We start from the raw sequence: 17,512 nt of genomic DNA on the forward strand, positions 1-17,512 counted from the left end.
AAATTTGTGAAGACAAATTAGGAAATCATGGCAGAGATTATCAATTTCAGCACCATTAAGGAATACAACCAATTCAACAACAACGAAACACTGCATCCTTTGGTAAACGTGGTTTATTTGGAAAAAGCTAGTCCTAGGCAACACAGACGCTTACGTTACGATTTCTACACTATCTTTTTAAAGCAGATTAAGTGCGGCGATTTACGTTATGGCTTAAAAAACTATGATTACGAAGAAGGCACTTTGATATTCTTAGGACCAGGACAGGTAATTGGTCAAAATAGTGAGGAATATTACGATCCGCAAGGTATTGCCTTGGTTTTTCATCCTGATTTATTGCATGGCACTGCATTAGGCAAAAACATGAACAGCTATCAATTTTTCTCTTATGCCGTAAACGAAGCTTTACACCTATCAGAACAGGAAAGAAAAATAATATTAGATTGCTTTTCGAAAATCGAATACGAATTACAACACGCCATCGATAAACACAGCAAACAACTGATTGTATCAAATATCGAACTATTTCTAAATTATTGCACCCGTTTTTACGACCGTCAGTTTATTACCCGTGAAAATGCCAACAAAGGGCTTTTAGAACGATTTGAGGATTTATTAAATGGTTATTTCTCTTCAGAAAATCCTCAGAACATTGGCTTACCATCGGTAGCTTACTGTGCCCAAGAACTAAACCTATCCGCAAATTATTTTGGTGATTTAATTAAAAAGGAAACAGGGCAATCTCCACAAGAGTATATTCAAAACAAGGTAATAGATGTGGCCAAAGAACTCATTTTCGACCAGCGTAAATCGGTAAGCGAAATTGCTTATGAATTGGGCTTTAAATATCCCCAGCACTTTACTCGATTGTTTAAGCAAAAAGTTGGCGTTTCTCCTAAGGAATATCGAGTGTTAAATTAATCTGTTATTAGAATGAAATTTACTTCGGCTGCAATCATAACTCTATTTTCTTTGTTTAGTTATCAGCAATCACATGCTCAGCATCAAGAAAGGATGATACGTATAGCAAAAATTGAAGTCCACCCAGAATATCTAGAAGAGTATAAATCTTTTTTAACTGAGGAAATTAAAGCATCATTAACAAAAGAACCTGGCGTGTTAACTTTATATGCAATGCATGAAAAAGATGAACATTACAAAATATCCATCTTAGAAGTTTATGCAAATACCACCGCCTATGAAGCGCACATTAAAACACCTCATTTTCTAAAATACAAAACCGGCACGCTTAAGATGATCAAATCTTTAGAGCTATTAGACATGAGCCCTATTCTATTTGAGGAAAAGACCAAATTTCAAAACAAAACCAATTAATAATAATCATAGATAAATTTATATGCAAACAACAAGTGTTAAAGCTTTCGGTACTACGGCACCTGAAGCAGATTTAGCTCCATTGAGCATTAACCGTAGAGCAGTACAACCAAACGATGTAGAGATTGAGATTTTATACTGTGGCGTTTGCCATTCAGATTTACATACAGCCCGTAACGACTGGGGAGGTTCTATTTATCCAGCAGTACCAGGTCACGAAATTGTAGGGAAAATTACCGCAGTTGGCAGTGCCGTTTCCAAATTTAAAGTAGGCGATTTAGCAGGCGTTGGCTGTATTGTAGATTCTTGCAAAACTTGTAGCAGCTGTCAGCAAGATTTAGAGCAATATTGCTTAAACGGCTTCACTGGCACTTATAACGGACAAGATTTACAATTAGGCGGACAAACTTTTGGTGGCTATTCAGAAAAAGTGGTAGTTAAGGAAGACTTCGTTTTAGCGGTACCTGCCAACCTTGATTTAGCAGCGGTAGCACCATTGTTATGTGCTGGAATTACCACTTGGTCGCCATTAAAACACTGGAATGTTAAAGAAGGTAGCAAAGTAGCGGTAATTGGCTTAGGTGGTTTGGGCCACATGGCTATTAAATTAGCCAAAGGCTTAGGTGCTGATGTGACCTTGTTTTCTAGAACTCCTGATAAAACTGAAGACGCAAAAGCATTAGGTGCCGACCATGTGGTAATCTCAACAGACGAAGCACAAATGAAAGCCGTACGTGGACAGTTCGATGTAATTATTGACACTGTTCCTTACGTTCACGATGTAAACCCTTATGTAGCTACATTGAATATCAACGGCACTTTAGTTTTAGTGGGCTATTTAGGAGGTTTAGAGCCTATCTTAAATACTGTTCCAATGATTTTAGGACGTAAATCGGTAGCTGGCTCTGTAATTGGCGGCATTGCCGAAACTCAGGAAATGTTAGATTTCTGTGGTGAAAAAGGTATCGTTTCAGAAATCGAAATCATCAAGATGCAGGAGATCAACACCGCTTACGAGCGCATGCTAAAAAGTGATGTGCGCTATCGTTTTGTGATTGATATGGCTTCTTTGAAAAATAGTTAAGATTTTTGCAACAGATGTACAGATAAGGCGGGTGAAGACACCCGCCTTTAGCCATCGTTAACGTTTGTTGTCCTCACCAAACGCTTGCTATGATAAATAGAATTTATTTTAACCACATAGACACATAGAATGATTGTAAGAAAAACTATGTGTCTATGTGGTTGATTTATTTGAAATTATTTGTGCATCTGTGGCTAAAAAAACCTTTGTATCAAATTTGAGCCTTTGCTAAAACCACAACTTATTTTTCTTACTTTTATTTAGAGGATGGCCTAACAACCATACTTTATAAACAAAACAATTTCATTAATAAATCCGTTGCCTTAAACGATTACCATCATTTATGAAGCAGGAATACAATTTTTCCCGAAGGTTTTTCCTGAAAACCTCGTCGGCGCTTGGCGCATTGGCTTTTATCCCAAAAGGTGTAAAGGCATTTTATGAGGAAGTAAAAAACTTCATTGTTCCCAAAAAGGAACAATTGCCACTCACCGTTTCTATCAATAAAAAAAGTTACGCCATCAAGGCGGATACGCGAACTACGCTATTGGATTTGCTGAGGGAAGACTTGAACCTAACGGGAGCTAAAAAAGGTTGCGACCATGGTCAGTGTGGTGCTTGCACCGTTCATATTGATGGCGAACGAGCATTAAGCTGTTTGACGCTAGCAGCAATGGTTCCAGGTAAGGAAGTGACGACTATTGAAGGTTTAGCTAACGGCGACAAACTTCACCCCATGCAGGAAGCTTTTATCGAATGTGATGGTTTCCAGTGTGGTTATTGTACGCCAGGACAAATCATGTCGGCGGTAGCTTGTGTAAAAGAAGGACACACCAAATCGGTAGCAGAAATTAAAGAATTTATGAGTGGCAATTTATGTCGTTGTGGCGCTTATAATGGTATTGTCGAATCTATTCAAAAAGTAGCTGCAAAATGAGACCATTTCTATTTTCAAAATCATCAGCCATTAATCAGGCATTAGCGAAGAAAAATGGCACTACGCAATACATTGCGGGTGGCACCAACTTGGTAGATTTGATGAAAAAGCATATCGCAGAGCCTGAAAGTTTGGTAGATATTACATCGGCTTTGCCGGCAAAAATTGAAGTTACCGCAAAAGGTATACAGATTGGTGCCATGGTACGCAATACTCCATTAGCTAACGATGCCATCATCCTTGCAAAATATCCTTTGATAGCCAAAGCTGTGTTAGCTGGCGCCTCTCCACAGATACGTAATATGGCTTCTACTGGCGGAAATTTACTACAGCGCACCCGTTGCCCATACTTTTACGATGTAACCACTCCTTGCAACAAACGCAAAGCAGGCTCGGGTTGCAGTGCTATACCAGGCGAAAATCGCATGTCGGCCATTGTGGGTTATAGCGACCAATGCATTGCGGTGCATCCATCAGATTTATGTGTGGCTTTAGCTGCGCTAGATGCCAGCGTTAAGGTCCAAGACAAAAGCGGAAAAACGCAGTCCATTGCATTTACAGATTTCCATCGCCTGCCAGGAACTACGCCAGAAAGAGATAATAATTTACCGGCAAATGCGCTCATTCATTCCATAGAAATTAATGAAAACGCTTTTGCTAAAAACTGTGCTTATGTGAAAGTTCGTGACAGAGACAGTTATGCTTTTGCATTGGTGTCTGTGGCAGCAGCATTAAACTTAAAAGATAATCAAATTGTGGAAGCGAGGTTAGCATCAGGCGGTGTAGCACACAAACCTTGGCGTTGGCTCGAAGCCGAGCAGTATCTAAAAGGCAAAACTGCCAATGCAGCAACTTTTGAAGCTGCGGCTGATATCGCCATTAAAGATTTAAGAGCACAATCGCATAATGGTTTCAAAATCCCGATGTTAAAAGGAGCGATTGAAACTGCATTACAACAATGTTTAAATCGATAATTAAATAGCTATGGGATTTTTTGATGAACCTTTCGATTTAATGACGCCACCGGAGGGTCGTGTAGAAGGCGTTGCCAAAGTAACTGGTAGCGGTAAATACGCAGCAGAATATAAAGTGAATGGACTTTGCCACGCTGTTTTGGTAGGCAGCACTATTGCCGCTGGCACTATACTCAACATCAATACGAGCAATGCCAAACAAGTGGCAGGTGTGTTAGGTGTTATTACGCATTTAGAGAAACCTGTGGTGCCTGGCATGGCCGATGAAGAGAAAATCAAGGAAGCTCGTTTTGGTTTACCTGTTTTTCATACCGATAAAGTTTATTTTAAAGGGCAGCCTATTGCTTTAGTAATTGCGGAGACTTTGGAAGATGCTACTTATGCGGCATCGTTGGTTAGTGCAGAATATAGGGAAGATGCAAAAACTGTAGATTTTAACGGAACTTTAGGCTTCGTATCGCTTACACCTGCAGGAAAAGATAGAGGAGATATTACGGCTTTAAATAGTGCTGCCCATTCTATAGAAGCAGAATACAATATCAAAGCAGAAGTGCACAACCCGATGGAAATGCATGCCACCATTGCAGAATGGACGGCTGACGATAAGTTGAAGTTATTCGATAAAAACCAGGGAGTAAATAATGTACAGCGCACTTTCGCCAAATTATTTAATATCCCTGTAAATCACATCGAAGTAATTAGTGAATTTGTAGGCGGTGGTTTTGGTTCGGGCTTAAGAGTTTGGCCTCATGCTTTGGCTTGCATCATGGCGGCAAAGTTGGTCAAACGTCCAGTAAAACTGATGTTAACCAGGCCACAGATGTTTTATTCGGTGGGTTACCGCCCTGCATCTTGGCAAAAAATTAAGTTGGGTGCTAATGCTGATGGCAAATTTATTGGTATCCATCACCAAGCTAAAAACGGTACTTCGGTTTACGAAAACTTTAACGAAGGCATTACTCGTGTAACCCGATTAATTTACAATTTCGATAATTTAAAAGCAGAAGCAGCTACAGTTCCCTTAAACTTATCTACGCCAACTTGGATGCGTGGCCCAGGGGACTGCACCGGAGACTTTGCTATTGAAAGTGCAATTGATGAACTGAGTTACAAACTCAACATCGACCCAGTTGCTTTAAGGATGAAAAATTTGGCTTTGGAGAAAAATCCAGAAACGGGTTTACCTTGGTCTACCAACTACATTAACGAGTGCATTGAAAAAGGTGCACAAATGATTAGCTGGAAAGACCGAAAAGCTGCGCACTCACAAAACATAGAAGGCGATTGGAATATTGGATACGGAATGGCCGTTGGTGCTTGGAACGCAGGTAGAGGTAATGCAAGTGCAGGTATCCAAATGCAGAAAGACGGTTCGATTACCGTACAGACAGCAATGACAGACATTGGTACAGGTACAGGAATATCAATGCAAAACATCGCTCATGAAACTACAGGAATTTCTAAAAGCAAAATCAAGATAGAATTAGGAAATTCCAACCTTCCCCCTGCGCCTAGTCAAGGTGGAAGTAATGGATTATCTTCTATTGGCGGTGCGGTAGTAGCTGCTGTAAATGCACTAAAACTGAAACTAGCTGAGCATGCTGCCCTACAAAATGAAGCCTATAAAAATGTGGCAGCAGCTGATATTTTGTTATCCGACAAGGGAATTTCTCTTAAAACAGCGAACAGTCAATTCTTCATCAGCTATGCTTCCCTTTGGGAGAAAAATAAGCTAGGTATATTAGAAGTGGAAGCTAGTTCTGGCCCAGGTGCGGAGCGACAAAAATATGCTTTCTGTTCTTCGGCGGCACATTTCTGCAAGGTAAGGGTTAACCGCAAAACAGGAAAAGTGAAGATTGAAAGATTAGTAACAGTTTCTGACGGTGGTAAAATTATCAGTGAAAAAGCTGCTGCGAATCAAATGTCGGGAGCGGCAGTTGGTGGCATTGGTATGGCGCTAATGGAAGAACAAGCCACCGATGAACGTTTGGGCACTTTAGTGGGCAACGATTTCGCAGGCTATCACTTTCCTGTAAATGCAGATGCTCCGATAATTGAGGTGGCTTTCATCAATAAACCAGACCCAAATATCAATCCACAAGGTTCTAAAGGTTTGGGAGAAGTGGGTATCATCGGCACTGCCGCAGCAATTGCCAATGCCATTTACAATGCTACTGGAAAAAGATTAAGAGATTTACCAATTACACCCGATAAGGTTTTGTTGGGGTAATTATTGTTTTACAGACTTACGAAGTTTTTTAAACTTCGTAATGCTAATTTCATGTCGCATCAAGAAGTGCAGTCCATGAATAGTGCGTCATCCCGTACTCGATACGGGATCTTAATGCTTTAGAAGAATTCTACGATCGCTTTAAGATTCCCGCCTACGCGTGAATGACGTGCTTGGGTTTGGGCATAGCAAAACCTACTCCTCAAACAAATAACCACTATAAGCCAAACCTTTGGCCACACTTTTAAAGTTATCGCCAGAGTTTAAAGTAATATGAGGAAATTTATTCTTGAATAAAGATTGGATACTTGCTACCATAGAAGTACCACCAGTTAAGAACAAGCTATCAATCTTTTCTACTTCAATGTTATTTTGCATCAGAAATTCTTCCAAGTAATTAGCAATTCTAGTGACATCCTTTTGGATAATTTCTTCGTATTCTATCAATGAAACTTGCTCATCAATGTCTATCTCCATTTGATGATAGGCAAAATTGGCTTCCTCTTCGCTTGATAGGGCAATCTTCGTTTGCTCGATAGCTTGGAACACAGAATAACCCAAATTATTTTCAATGAGCGTAATTAGGTTTTTAAACTTTCTATCCTTGCCAGAATAATAGTAGTAATCATCAATGTCCTTTCTTATCCGTTGACCGTTAAAGAAGTTCATTTGTTCCCAAGAACAGATATTAGCGAATAATGATTTCGGGACTGTCAGTACTTTGCCTGGCGTTGCTTCGTAAGTGGTATGTTTGCCAAAATATGGCGTACCACGTTCCCACATAAAGGCCGAATCAAAGCTATCGCCACCAATGTAAATACCGCCTGTAGCCATCATATCTTTCTTGCGGTCTTTGCTTCCCACTTTAGCGGGGTCTAGCACCAAGTAGGTAAAATCGGTAGTACCACCGCCTAAATCCCCTACCAATACATGCTCTTTTTTGGTTAAAGTTTGCTCGTAGGCAAAGGCGGCACCAATGGGTTCAAACTGAAACCGGACTTCCGTAAAACCAGCCAATTCAGCGGCTTTGTTCAATCGATTTTGCGCTAAGGTATCTTTCTGTACGTTATCATCGTCAAAGAAAACAGGCCTACCAATTACTGCCTTTTTCACATCCTGACCAACGATTTCATCAGCTCTGCCTTTTAGCTCTTTTAAAATTATCGCCACTAAATCTGAAGCATTGTATCTTCTATTGTGAATTCGAGTTTCCGAAAAACTGCTACGAGAAAGAATTTGCTTAATGGATTTGATGAAACGACCTTTCATCCCTTCGCTGAGGTAAGCGTCGATGGCATCTTCGCCAACTACATAGCATTTCTCGGCAGCAGTATTTAATTGGTGGTAGAAATAAATTAGAGAAGGAATGATGATGGTACTGTGAATTTCTTTCGAGTCTTCGTCGTAAATGGCCAAAGCAGAGTTGGTAGTACCGAAGTCGATACCATATAAAAATCGTTTCATGAGAAGGAAGCTAAAACAATAAAAATTTGCGGGGCGACGAAGGTAATAAAAAATGATTAAGATTCATAGCCCACGGTTTAAACCGTGGGCTATAAAATTAACCAAGACTAACTCCTTTACTTAATCCTTCCCTGCTCATTTTCAAGCGCCGAACTTCTGGTTCTAGGCCCTTTAGAATTACCACTGCTAAACCGATAACTAAAATTCAACCTGACTTGGCTGGTTTCGAAATAGCTGTAGTTGCGGATATACAAACCATCTACACTTTGTACAGAGTAAGCTTTAGTTCCTTTATAAATATCTGCAAAAATTAATCTCAGCGTAGCTTTGTCGTTCATCAAATTACGTTGCAAACCCAAATCTATCTGACCGGTAGCCCTTGGAAACTGATTGGCACCCGCTAACTTCCTCGAATTATAAATCCCTACTACTTCCGCATTGAAGCCATAAGGTAGTTTAAAAGTCTGCTGTAAATTCATCCTACCGGCCAATTGCTTCAAATCCAATTTTCTACCTCCACCAAAATCAATGTCATTATGTAAGCCGAAAAGCGTACCGTTAAAAATTACATTCCACCATTTTGCAGGACTTAAAGTTTGCGTTAGCGTTAAGGCCAAATGCTGCTGTGTACCCAAATTTCGAGGAACCATTACAATCTTCGTATCATCAACCACATCGGTAACTTCTACACTAAAATTATTGGTATGCGTATAACTCAAGCCAATAATGGTAGAACTTTTATAAGCGTACTGTAGCAACAAACGATGGCTTATTTGAGGTGCCAAAAACGGATTTCCCTGCCAATAAGAAAGTTCATCCAATAGGTAAATAAATGGATTGAGGTTTTGATAGGCTGGTCGGTCAATTCTTTTCGAGTAACTCAATGAAAAATTATGATGAGCACTGGGCTTAATCGCCGCGGAGAAGAACGGGAACCAATTGGTATAATTACGTTCGGTAACTTTCATATTGCCAGCCACTACAGAAATTTCGTCTAACTCGCCTTTAGAAGCCGTGTTTTCTACCCTTAAACCTCCCTGCAACTGCCATTTACCGAAAGTCTTTTGATAATTCACATAGGCATTCGCAATCTCCTCTTGGTAAACAAACCTGTTCGACCTATCTGGGTCTCTAAATTCGCCCTCTGGTTTCACTTCCAAAAACTTCGAATCATTATCCGCAGAAACCGATGAAAATTTAAGTCCCGTTTCTAGCTTTCCCTTCCAAAGTTTGGTGGTGTAGTCTGCTTTAACTGCCCGCAAACCAATGTCAATGGCATTTAAAGAACGGTACAGATTATCGCTTAATACCGTACCATTACTTGCGGTATATTTGTTGGTTTGAAGGTTGCCCGCTCCTTTGGTAAAATCGCCGTAATCTGCGTCAAAGTTGATGATATTGCCTAACGTATCCTCATATTTATAGTTTAAATTTACATTGTAGCGTTGGGTTTGTTGCTGATAATAATCGTTAATGGCACTCAATGTTTGGTCTATCTGATTGCTTTGGGCAACACCAATATCTGTTTGTGTATCGGTAATTCCTCCCCCGAAAATAAAATTCCCATTCAGTAAAATGCCAACGGTATTCTTTTTGTCGATGGCAAAATCTGCACCCAAGCGAGAGCCCATTTTGTTACGCTTGTCCACATCATCGGTAAAACTATCATAAAATTTCCCCTCTTGGATTCTATCTGCTCCATATAAATAAGAATAGTAACCTATGAAATGGCTATAGTTCCCAAAGACGTTCAGTCTATTTTTTCTATAATTAAAAAATAAATCTTGGTTGTTGCGCAAGTAAGCACCATAACTTAAACCTGTAGTAAAGCCAGCAGAAAAGCCTTGCATAGTAGACTTCAATGTTTTCACATTAATTACGCCAGCCGTTCCTGCCGCATCATACTTGGCACTTGGGCTGTTCATGATTTCTATCGATTTGATTTCGGAAGCAGACATAGACTTCAACAATTCTGCAATTTCCCGATTAGAGAGGTAGGTCTGTTTGCCATCGATGAGTACCGCTGCGCCACCTTTGCCATTTAAAGCAATGTTGTTATCAGTACCCACTGTAACGCCGGGCGCCCTGCTCAATAATTCCAGTGCATTTGTACCTTGTGCCGTCAAGCTTTTAGAAACGTTGAAAACGATGTTACTACCATCCATCTCAATCACCTTTTGCGCACCGCTGATATTTACTTCCTTCAAAACCCTAGCCTTGTGCTTCAATTTGATTTTTCCGAAAGCCTTCGATGAACGATTTTGCTCAGTAGGAAAAAAGGAAACTTGAGCAGTTTCGAAGCCCATTGAAGAAACTTTCAGCAAATAAGCAGCGCCAACTCTTAACGATTGATAAAACTGAAATTCGCCTTTTTCATTTGCAATGGCACCATTAATTTGAGTGGTATCTTGAAACAAGGTCACGGTAGCGAAAGGCACCACAGCACCGTCATTTTCCAGCACCTCTCCTGTTAATAAGGATTTCGCAGTTGCATCCTGCTGCTTCAATAAATTTTCACTTCCTATTACAATCATGCTTTCCGAGAGCATTTGGTAAAAGAGCTTTCTATGGGGAAGCACATTCGCTAAAACTTCCGAAACTGGCAATCGATTGGCGTTTACAGTTACCATCATGGTGTCCGAAACGATTTCATCACTGTATACAAAGGTATAGCCACATTGTGCCTGTATTTTCTTAAATAACGATGGCAGCGACAACGTTTCTTGCGACAAACTAAACTTCTTATCTTGAGCAAAAGCCGTAAAACAGACACACCAAATCAGGGCAATTAAAATAATTCTCTTCATTCCTAATCCTTAATAATTACCAGTTGTTTGTCAACGGTGTAGGTTAATGGATAGGAAAGTTTCAATGCCTCCAATGCTTGATAAATGGTTTCGTTGATAAATGTACCACTAAAGCGCTTTTCCTTTAATTTTTCGCTACGGATTTCGATTTTCAAATCGTATTTCTTGGCTAGCTTTGGGGCCAAATCCACTAATCTTTCCTTGTGGAAAACCAGCGTATCTGCCGCCCAACTCGCTTCTCTCAGCATCATTTCAGGTTTCAGCGCAACAATCTGAAAAATATTTTGATTGGTTAAGGCAGCTTGATTAACAAACACCAGCTTGTCATTAGGTTTCAGCAGCACACTATTTTTCACGTTTCCTCTATCGGTTACGGCTATAGAACCTCTCAGCAAGGCCACTGCTATTCCACTATTTTTTGGGTATGCATTCACATTAAATGCAGTACCTTTCACCTCAATATCAATTCCTTTCTCTGGCGCCCCAACATGAACTATCAAAGGAACAGCAGCATTTTTAACCACATCAAAATACGCTTCTCCCTGTAAGGTAATTTCACGTTGATGCTTTCCGAAATTTTCATTGTAAGTAATGCTAGATTCCTTATTTAACCAAATTCGGGTACCGTCATCCAAAATTTTAAAGATTTTATGGTCTGTTGCAGTAAGTAATATCGTTTGGCTTCGATTAGAAAAATGATAAGCCACCAAACCTATGCCCAAAACAAGTGTTACGATGGCCGCAACCCTCACTAAAGCATGCGAGAACAGAGTTCTTTTGGGTGCAGAAAAATCAAATCGAGGAGCTACGGCATTATTTTCAGCTTCCGCAATTTTCTGCCAAGTGGCATCAAGTGGCGGTAAAATGGTGTCGACATCTTTCTTCTTCAAAAAATAATTCTCCATCTCATGAGCCAATACTCGGTATGTTTCATGTTGAAGTGCCTGCTCCAAATGTGCTTGTTCGCTCGCAGAAATTTCCTTCGAAAGCTTTTTAGAAAGCAATAGGATGAACTTTTCTTTTTCCATCGTTTTAATCTTATCTCATTAAGACACCAACTTTTAGCAAACTACTTACTGCAACATCAAAAAAATGGCAGATAACTTCGAAAGCTGTTTCCTAGCTGTTTTAGATTGCGGATGATAGCCCAAATAATCACTCATCTCATCGGCAAGTGTTTTCACTGCTTTGTACAACTGATTTTCTACCGTTCTTTTCGAAATTCCCAATATCGCAGCAACTGCATCCGTTTTCAATCCATCTTCCTTAATCAATCTGAAAATAATCCTTCGCTGCTCGGGAAGTGAGCTTACCGCTTTATCGAGCAAATTGAACAACTCTTTGTCTTCCAATTTTGAATTTGCCGCAGCTCTTTCTGTCGGAAACAGTTGATTTTCTTCGTAACCTACTACAGCTCGTTTTTTATCAGCTCTGATTAAATTTAAGCAAGCGTTTTTAACAGAAACATACAGGTAAACCTCTGGATGAAGTACCGTAGAAAGTTGTTGTCGCTTTAGCCAAAGCTTCACAAAAAGTTCAGCGCTAATTTCTTCAGCACTTTCCAATTGTTTGGTGTATTGTTGGGCAAAAACCACCAATTTTGCGTAATAAGCTACAAAAAGTGTATTAAATGCGGTTTTATCTCCCTGCTGGATTTCCTGAAATAGTAGCTTAATCTTTTCTTTTTCCGACATCAAAACTTGGCTTGCAAAAAGGTTGGTTGATACAATGACACCAAAATAGGAAGATATACTTACTCTGCCGAGAAAAAAAGAAGATGATGGCAATTGTAGCGCTACGAATTTAAATCAAATTGCTACGCATTTACACCGAAACCAATTGAATATAAGACCACAAACTAATTACTGCCAACTGCGTTTTATATTCGAATAAATTTAATGACCAAAACCATGACGACAACTACAGCGAACAAAAAATTAACCAAGGCACACATCGTAGTCATCTTACTTTTTATTGGTGCTTTATTTGCCTATGGCTATTATGAGGTTGTTTTGAAAACCAAGCTCAATGGTGCTACACTAATTGACAACCCCACAGCAAAAGCCATTAACGTAAAAATTGACGGACAAGCGTACAACGTACCTGCAAACAGTTATGTTGCGGTGGAACTTGAGTTGGGGCATCATAAAATTGATTGTGAGGCCTACAATATCGCGGGGCAAGATTTACACCTAGACCCAACGGAATATGGCGTCATCAATCCAACTAAATCTAAATATGTGATTTACAATATCATCTACACTAAAAAAGATTTGAGAGACCAGTTTAAACCTTATCAAGTAGAAGGCAAAGAAGTTTATTCGCTTTTAGGTGAGCCCGAAGTAAGTACCGCTTTATTTATACCAGACAGAACCTTGGGAAAAGGCAATATCGATACTAAAGAACCATCTTCGGAGAGTTATAATAAAATGAACCAAGATTATGCCTTTTTAACGAAAATATTCAGGCTACAGGATTTCTTCGAGTTTTATGATAAGAACAATAAATAAATTATTTATAACTACCTACATCATGAGAATATTGATCTGCATCGCCATCATAATGGGCTTAACTATAAATAAAAGTTCCTGTCAGGAATTTTTCCCGATGAACTTAAAATCGCTTATCTCAGTAGAAAAAACGGGAGATAAAATGGAAATCAAACCCAACAGTTATTTCTTAAATGAGAAAGGGTTCTTTTTGGCTGATGACCTATTATTTGTGAATAAGCAAAGCGGCGAAAAGGTTAAATTATCTTCCAATGTCAGTCAAGATAAAGAGGAAATTAGGGTAGATTATTACAGCATGGCGAAAGATTTAAATCGGTTTATGAAGCGAGCAGGAGAAAGTGGGCTGAAGAAGATGAACGAAAATCTGTTCGAGCATAAAGATAAGAACACGACGATAAGGATAGCAATCAAAAGAAATGTACAAGAAGTAGGTAAAAGCTATAACCTGTTAAGCTTAGTAGTGATAGAAGATTTTACGAATGGTAGAATCGCTATTGAAAACAGACCAATTAAATTTCCAGTTGATTATTCTTATCCACTACAAAATACTACCTATTATTTCGATACTGATCTCAAAGACGACAAATCCTACACTGACGAATATTTCATCAATGTAAGACTCTCAAAAAAAGCTAAGTATGGCAATAAAATCATTTTTTTAGATGATATGAACTGGAAAGTGACTTTAGCAAATAAACAAACTTTTGTGGGAACTTATAATCAAAGCACCCAAGACCGCCAAATGATTAATATTGGCTTTAATGTAACTGCAGTTGCACCAAAAGTTCCCAAAGGATACATGCAGCCTATTGCACAAACTGGTGCCATTTATAATGCAAGCGAGCTAAAAAAAGCAAAGCATGATGCGGCATATTATAAATTCTTTTTCACCAAAAGCTATGATTTAAGGTTCGAAGGGAATGATTTATGGCTTTCGGGGAAGCATTACGAAAACTACCCTACGTTAGCAGTTCCTTCGGGAAAAGGAAATTAACGATAGACACTGTACTACTGGAGGGATTACTTTGGTATTTGTCGCACTGAGCTTGTCGAAGTGTCTTAATTTAAAAGGCTTCGACAGGCTCAGCCTGACAATTTATTATTTCTTCGCCGCCGCATTAATCTTTGCCGCAATCAATCTCCAATCATAGAAATGGAAAGTTTTATCCGTACTCATCGCCACAAAAACACCTTCTGGATAATTAGGGCCTAAGTTTACGTTGGTAGCATCGGCTCCATCAGTTTCCATCGCACTTACCGGAAACTCAGTAATTAAATCATACTGATTTGCATTGCCATTGCTACCTTCTCGTGGGTAAACCATAAAACTTTGCGAACCTTGGTTAGACACCAAGATATAGCCAGTTTGAGCACCCGTTTTATAGATGGCAATTCCTTCATGGTCTTCTGAAAAGCCAATTTTTGCGAACAACGCCAACTCTTGGTCGTTCTTAGCTGCTGGGTCTGCTAGGTATTTCCTTACCCCTACCTGTTCATCAGAATAGTAGATAAAACCTAGTTCATTGTCTACCGCAATGGCTTCAATTTCTTTTTTGCCGCTGTATTTACCAAACTTGCGCACCACTGCTCCAGTAAGCGCACCTTTGCCGTTATCTTTCAATTCATATTGCCACAAGTACCCATCTGCCGGACCAGATTTTCTACCCACTACCGCAAAAACGGTTTGGTCTGATGGACGAGTATACAAAGCCACTCCCATTGGGTCTCTTTCTGTTTCGCCAGCAAAAACTTCGATACCGCCATTATCAATGGGCTGTAAATCTGGCAAAGTAAAAATGCGGATTTTATTGGCCTGACGCTCTGTAGTGACAGCAACATCTACTTTCTTACCATTTAGCATAATGCCATAGGCAATATCTACATTATTGGGGCGCTGGATATTCCCTACTCTTTTTACTACTTTTCCCGAAAGGTCAAAAGCATATAAAGCGCCATCTGTATCTTTGTCGGTACCAAGAATCAAACTCTTGCTCGCATCAGCGGGGTTAATCCAAATGGCAGGGTCGTCGGTGTCGTGTTTTACTTTTTCAGTAATTACGGTAGCCTGTACCGTATTAGCGTTGTTTTTATTTTTATCTTCTTTTATTTTCTGGCCACAAGCGTTTAAGGCCAGTAGCATTAGTGCTAAAAAATATGTCTTTGAATGATTCATTTACAATTGTATTAATGTTTAACAAATTTTGCGTTAAACTACCGTATCGCCAAAAAAATGGCGTTACAAATAGTTAACAAATAAAAAATGGTGTAATCAAATTAGCAACAGTCTGCTAAATTGATTGTATAAATGCGGTTAAACTAGCTCCTTGCTCTAATTTAAGCTTTTTACGCAAGCGATATCTTGCCACACGTAAACTGTCTGTAGAAACGCCTAGCAATGCTGCAATATCAGGCGCATTCATGTTGAGCTTAATCAGCGAGATAAACTTGATATCTGTTGCCGAAAGTCCTGGATTGATTTGCTGCAATTGGTCAAAAAACTCTTGGTTAATTTCTTCGAAAATCCTTCTAAAATCATCCCAATAAGCATCTTTATGAAAGTTCTGATTAATTTTATTCAATAAGCTACGTAGCTCCTTTTTATAGCTTCTACCATCGCTCTTAATCATTTCCGTTAAGGCTTCCCTAATATCTTCCAACAACTGATTTTTCTGAATAGTCTGTAAAGTATGCGCCGTAATTTCCTTGGCTTTGGTATGTAGGTTTTGCTTGAACTGCTCTTCTTGCAATTTCTTATTATTCAGATCAACCTCCATCAGCTCTTGCTTGGTTTTCAAGATTTCCTCTTCCTTGGCATTGGTTGCTCTTTCCTTTAAAATGCGATGACGTTGGTTACGGATGATAATGCCAGCCACCAAAATAAACATCACCGCAGCAATGCCCGAAGCAATATAAATTGCCCAAGCTATCTTTTCCTGTCGAGCCATTTCGGCAAGCTGTATTTCCTTTCTATCCAGCCCGTAAATTACTTTAAGCAAAGCTTCCTGATTTTTACTTTCTTCAGAATAAGACCTCAAAAAGTATCGTCTGCTTAGTTCCAAATAGAGAAAAGTACTATCGGTTTTTTTAAGGAAGCTATAAGTTTTCCCTAAATCCCGATAGGCACTGCTTAACCTGCTGTAAGACTTGGTACTTTTGGCCAGAGCTTCTGCTTTTCTGGTATAACGTAATGCTCCTGTGTAGTCACCTTGTTTCCGGTAAACATCACCTACGTTGTTATAAGCATCAATCAGCATTTCGGTATTGCCACCTTGCTCAAACCAAGCTAAGGCTTTAGAAAAATGAAAATAAGCTTTATCAAACTGAGACTTGTCTTCATAAATGCTACCTAAATTTTCGTGTACCAAGGCCGCACCTTCCGCATCGCCAATGCGATCAAACACCTGCATGGCTTTTTGCTGATAGAAATAGGCACTGTCATAGTTCAACGTCTTCTCGTAATAATGACCGATATTGGCATAAGTACGGGCTATACCGCTACTATCTCGCAATCGCTGAAAGGTAGTTAAAGCTTTGAAGTAAGATGATTTGGCGTCTTTTTCCTGCTTGGTGATCAGGAAAAGCAGAGCCAAATCGTTCAGGTTATCTGCAGCCTGTTTCTCGTTTTTATCAGAACGGTAAATTTCATCAGCTTTGATGTGATAATTGAGCGACTGCGTAAACAAACCCATTTGGTAACAGATTTGCCCCATCCGCTGCAAGGCTCTGGCCTGTTGCACTAAATCAGCATCAGCCTTTGCTTGTTTATAGATTTCGTTCTGTCTAACGAACAAGGCATCCGAAGTTTGTGGCGAAGTTCTTTCTATATGCTCGTTAACTTCATGTATAGCAGTTGGATTTTGTGCAACAAGCTGCCCTGCTGCACAAAATACCATTGATAGGAACCATAAAATCTGTTTTATCATACTGCTATATTTATTTTACCCTGTCTGCACTCTATCACTAAATCATCTTCAACACCCCGCCCATTGGGCACCCTCCGATATATCGGAGAGAATGTTGGATGCAGTTCCCCTCTTTTAGAGGGGTGGTTGAAAACCGGGGTGTTTATTTTCAACGAGCTCATTAAATGAGATTGCTTCACCCTCTTGTTAAGTCCAACGCTTCAGTTCGCAATGACGCGACTATTTTCGTCATTGCGAGGAGAGTAGCG

At 39.6% G+C, this 17,512-nt stretch carries 14 protein-coding genes; 8 read left to right on the forward strand and 6 right to left on the reverse strand.

Annotated features, from left to right (window positions below; translation table 11 throughout):
• The first annotated feature begins 27 nt into the window (after positions 1–27).
• The 6 genes from CRO54_RS11535 to CRO54_RS11560 all read left to right on the forward strand — a co-directional run bounded on the left by CRO54_RS11535 (position 28) and on the right by CRO54_RS11560 (position 6,560).
• A complete protein-coding gene (locus CRO54_RS11535) occupies positions 28–921 on the forward strand; it encodes a helix-turn-helix domain-containing protein (RefSeq protein ID WP_097132079.1) in 894 nt (297 codons plus the stop codon).
• Between the two features lie 12 nt (positions 922–933).
• A complete protein-coding gene (locus tag CRO54_RS11540; RefSeq protein WP_218840072.1) occupies positions 934–1,335 on the forward strand; it encodes a putative quinol monooxygenase in 402 nt (133 codons plus the stop codon).
• 22 nt (positions 1,336–1,357) lie between these two features.
• On the forward strand, positions 1,358–2,419 hold the full coding sequence (locus CRO54_RS11545) for an NAD(P)-dependent alcohol dehydrogenase (protein WP_097132081.1): 1,062 nt from the start codon (positions 1,358–1,360) through the stop codon (positions 2,417–2,419).
• Positions 2,420–2,762: 343 nt separating this feature from the next.
• A complete protein-coding gene (locus CRO54_RS11550) occupies positions 2,763–3,356 on the forward strand; it encodes a (2Fe-2S)-binding protein (RefSeq protein ID WP_097132083.1) in 594 nt (197 codons plus the stop codon).
• On the forward strand, positions 3,353–4,330 hold the full coding sequence (locus CRO54_RS11555; protein WP_097132084.1) for an FAD binding domain-containing protein: 978 nt from the start codon (positions 3,353–3,355) through the stop codon (positions 4,328–4,330). Before CRO54_RS11550 ends, CRO54_RS11555 begins: the two co-directional genes overlap by 4 nt.
• Before the next feature lie 10 nt (positions 4,331–4,340).
• A complete protein-coding gene (locus tag CRO54_RS11560; RefSeq protein ID WP_240775088.1) occupies positions 4,341–6,560 on the forward strand; it encodes a xanthine dehydrogenase family protein molybdopterin-binding subunit in 2,220 nt (739 codons plus the stop codon).
• A 195-nt stretch (positions 6,561–6,755) separates the two neighbouring features.
• On the opposite strand, the gene CRO54_RS11565 is transcribed toward CRO54_RS11560, so the two are convergent.
• From CRO54_RS11565 to CRO54_RS11580, 4 genes are all read right to left on the reverse strand, one after another.
• On the reverse strand, positions 6,756–8,024 hold the full coding sequence (locus CRO54_RS11565) for an Hsp70 family protein (protein ID WP_097132086.1): 1,269 nt from the start codon (positions 8,022–8,024) through the stop codon (positions 6,756–6,758).
• A gap of 116 nt (positions 8,025–8,140) precedes the next feature.
• On the reverse strand, positions 8,141–10,831 hold the full coding sequence (locus tag CRO54_RS11570) for an outer membrane beta-barrel protein (protein ID WP_097132089.1): 2,691 nt from the start codon (positions 10,829–10,831) through the stop codon (positions 8,141–8,143).
• Between the two features lie 2 nt (positions 10,832–10,833).
• The gene (locus CRO54_RS11575; protein WP_097132090.1) at positions 10,834–11,859 is read right to left on the reverse strand and encodes a FecR family protein; all 1,026 of its coding nucleotides are present in this window, start codon (positions 11,857–11,859) and stop codon (positions 10,834–10,836) included.
• A 45-nt stretch (positions 11,860–11,904) separates the two neighbouring features.
• Complete coding sequence (locus CRO54_RS11580) at positions 11,905–12,525, reverse strand: RNA polymerase sigma-70 factor (RefSeq protein ID WP_097132092.1); 621 nt, start codon at positions 12,523–12,525, stop codon at positions 11,905–11,907.
• A 216-nt stretch (positions 12,526–12,741) separates the two neighbouring features.
• On the opposite strand from CRO54_RS11580, the gene CRO54_RS11585 reads away from it, so the two are divergent.
• Both CRO54_RS11585 and CRO54_RS11590 read left to right on the forward strand, forming a co-directional pair.
• Positions 12,742–13,341 (forward strand): hypothetical protein, encoded by a 600-nt coding sequence (locus CRO54_RS11585; protein WP_138765811.1) that lies wholly within the window; start codon positions 12,742–12,744, stop codon positions 13,339–13,341.
• 22 nt (positions 13,342–13,363) lie between these two features.
• Positions 13,364–14,335, forward strand: coding sequence for a hypothetical protein (locus CRO54_RS11590; protein WP_138765812.1), 972 nt, complete (start codon positions 13,364–13,366; stop codon positions 14,333–14,335).
• Positions 14,336–14,440: 105 nt separating this feature from the next.
• Here CRO54_RS11590 and CRO54_RS11595 read toward each other — a convergent pair whose 3' ends face one another.
• Both CRO54_RS11595 and CRO54_RS11600 read right to left on the reverse strand, forming a co-directional pair.
• Positions 14,441–15,514, reverse strand: a complete 1,074-nt coding sequence (locus CRO54_RS11595) for a phytase (RefSeq protein WP_097132098.1) — start codon at positions 15,512–15,514, stop codon at positions 14,441–14,443.
• 115 nt (positions 15,515–15,629) lie between these two features.
• A complete protein-coding gene (locus tag CRO54_RS11600) occupies positions 15,630–17,264 on the reverse strand; it encodes a tetratricopeptide repeat protein (RefSeq protein ID WP_097132100.1) in 1,635 nt (544 codons plus the stop codon).
• Positions 17,265–17,512 lie beyond the last annotated feature (248 nt).

The sequence above is a fragment of the Pedobacter xixiisoli genome (assembly GCF_900215335.1).
Classification (GTDB): Bacteria; Bacteroidota; Bacteroidia; order Sphingobacteriales; family Sphingobacteriaceae; genus Pedobacter; species Pedobacter xixiisoli.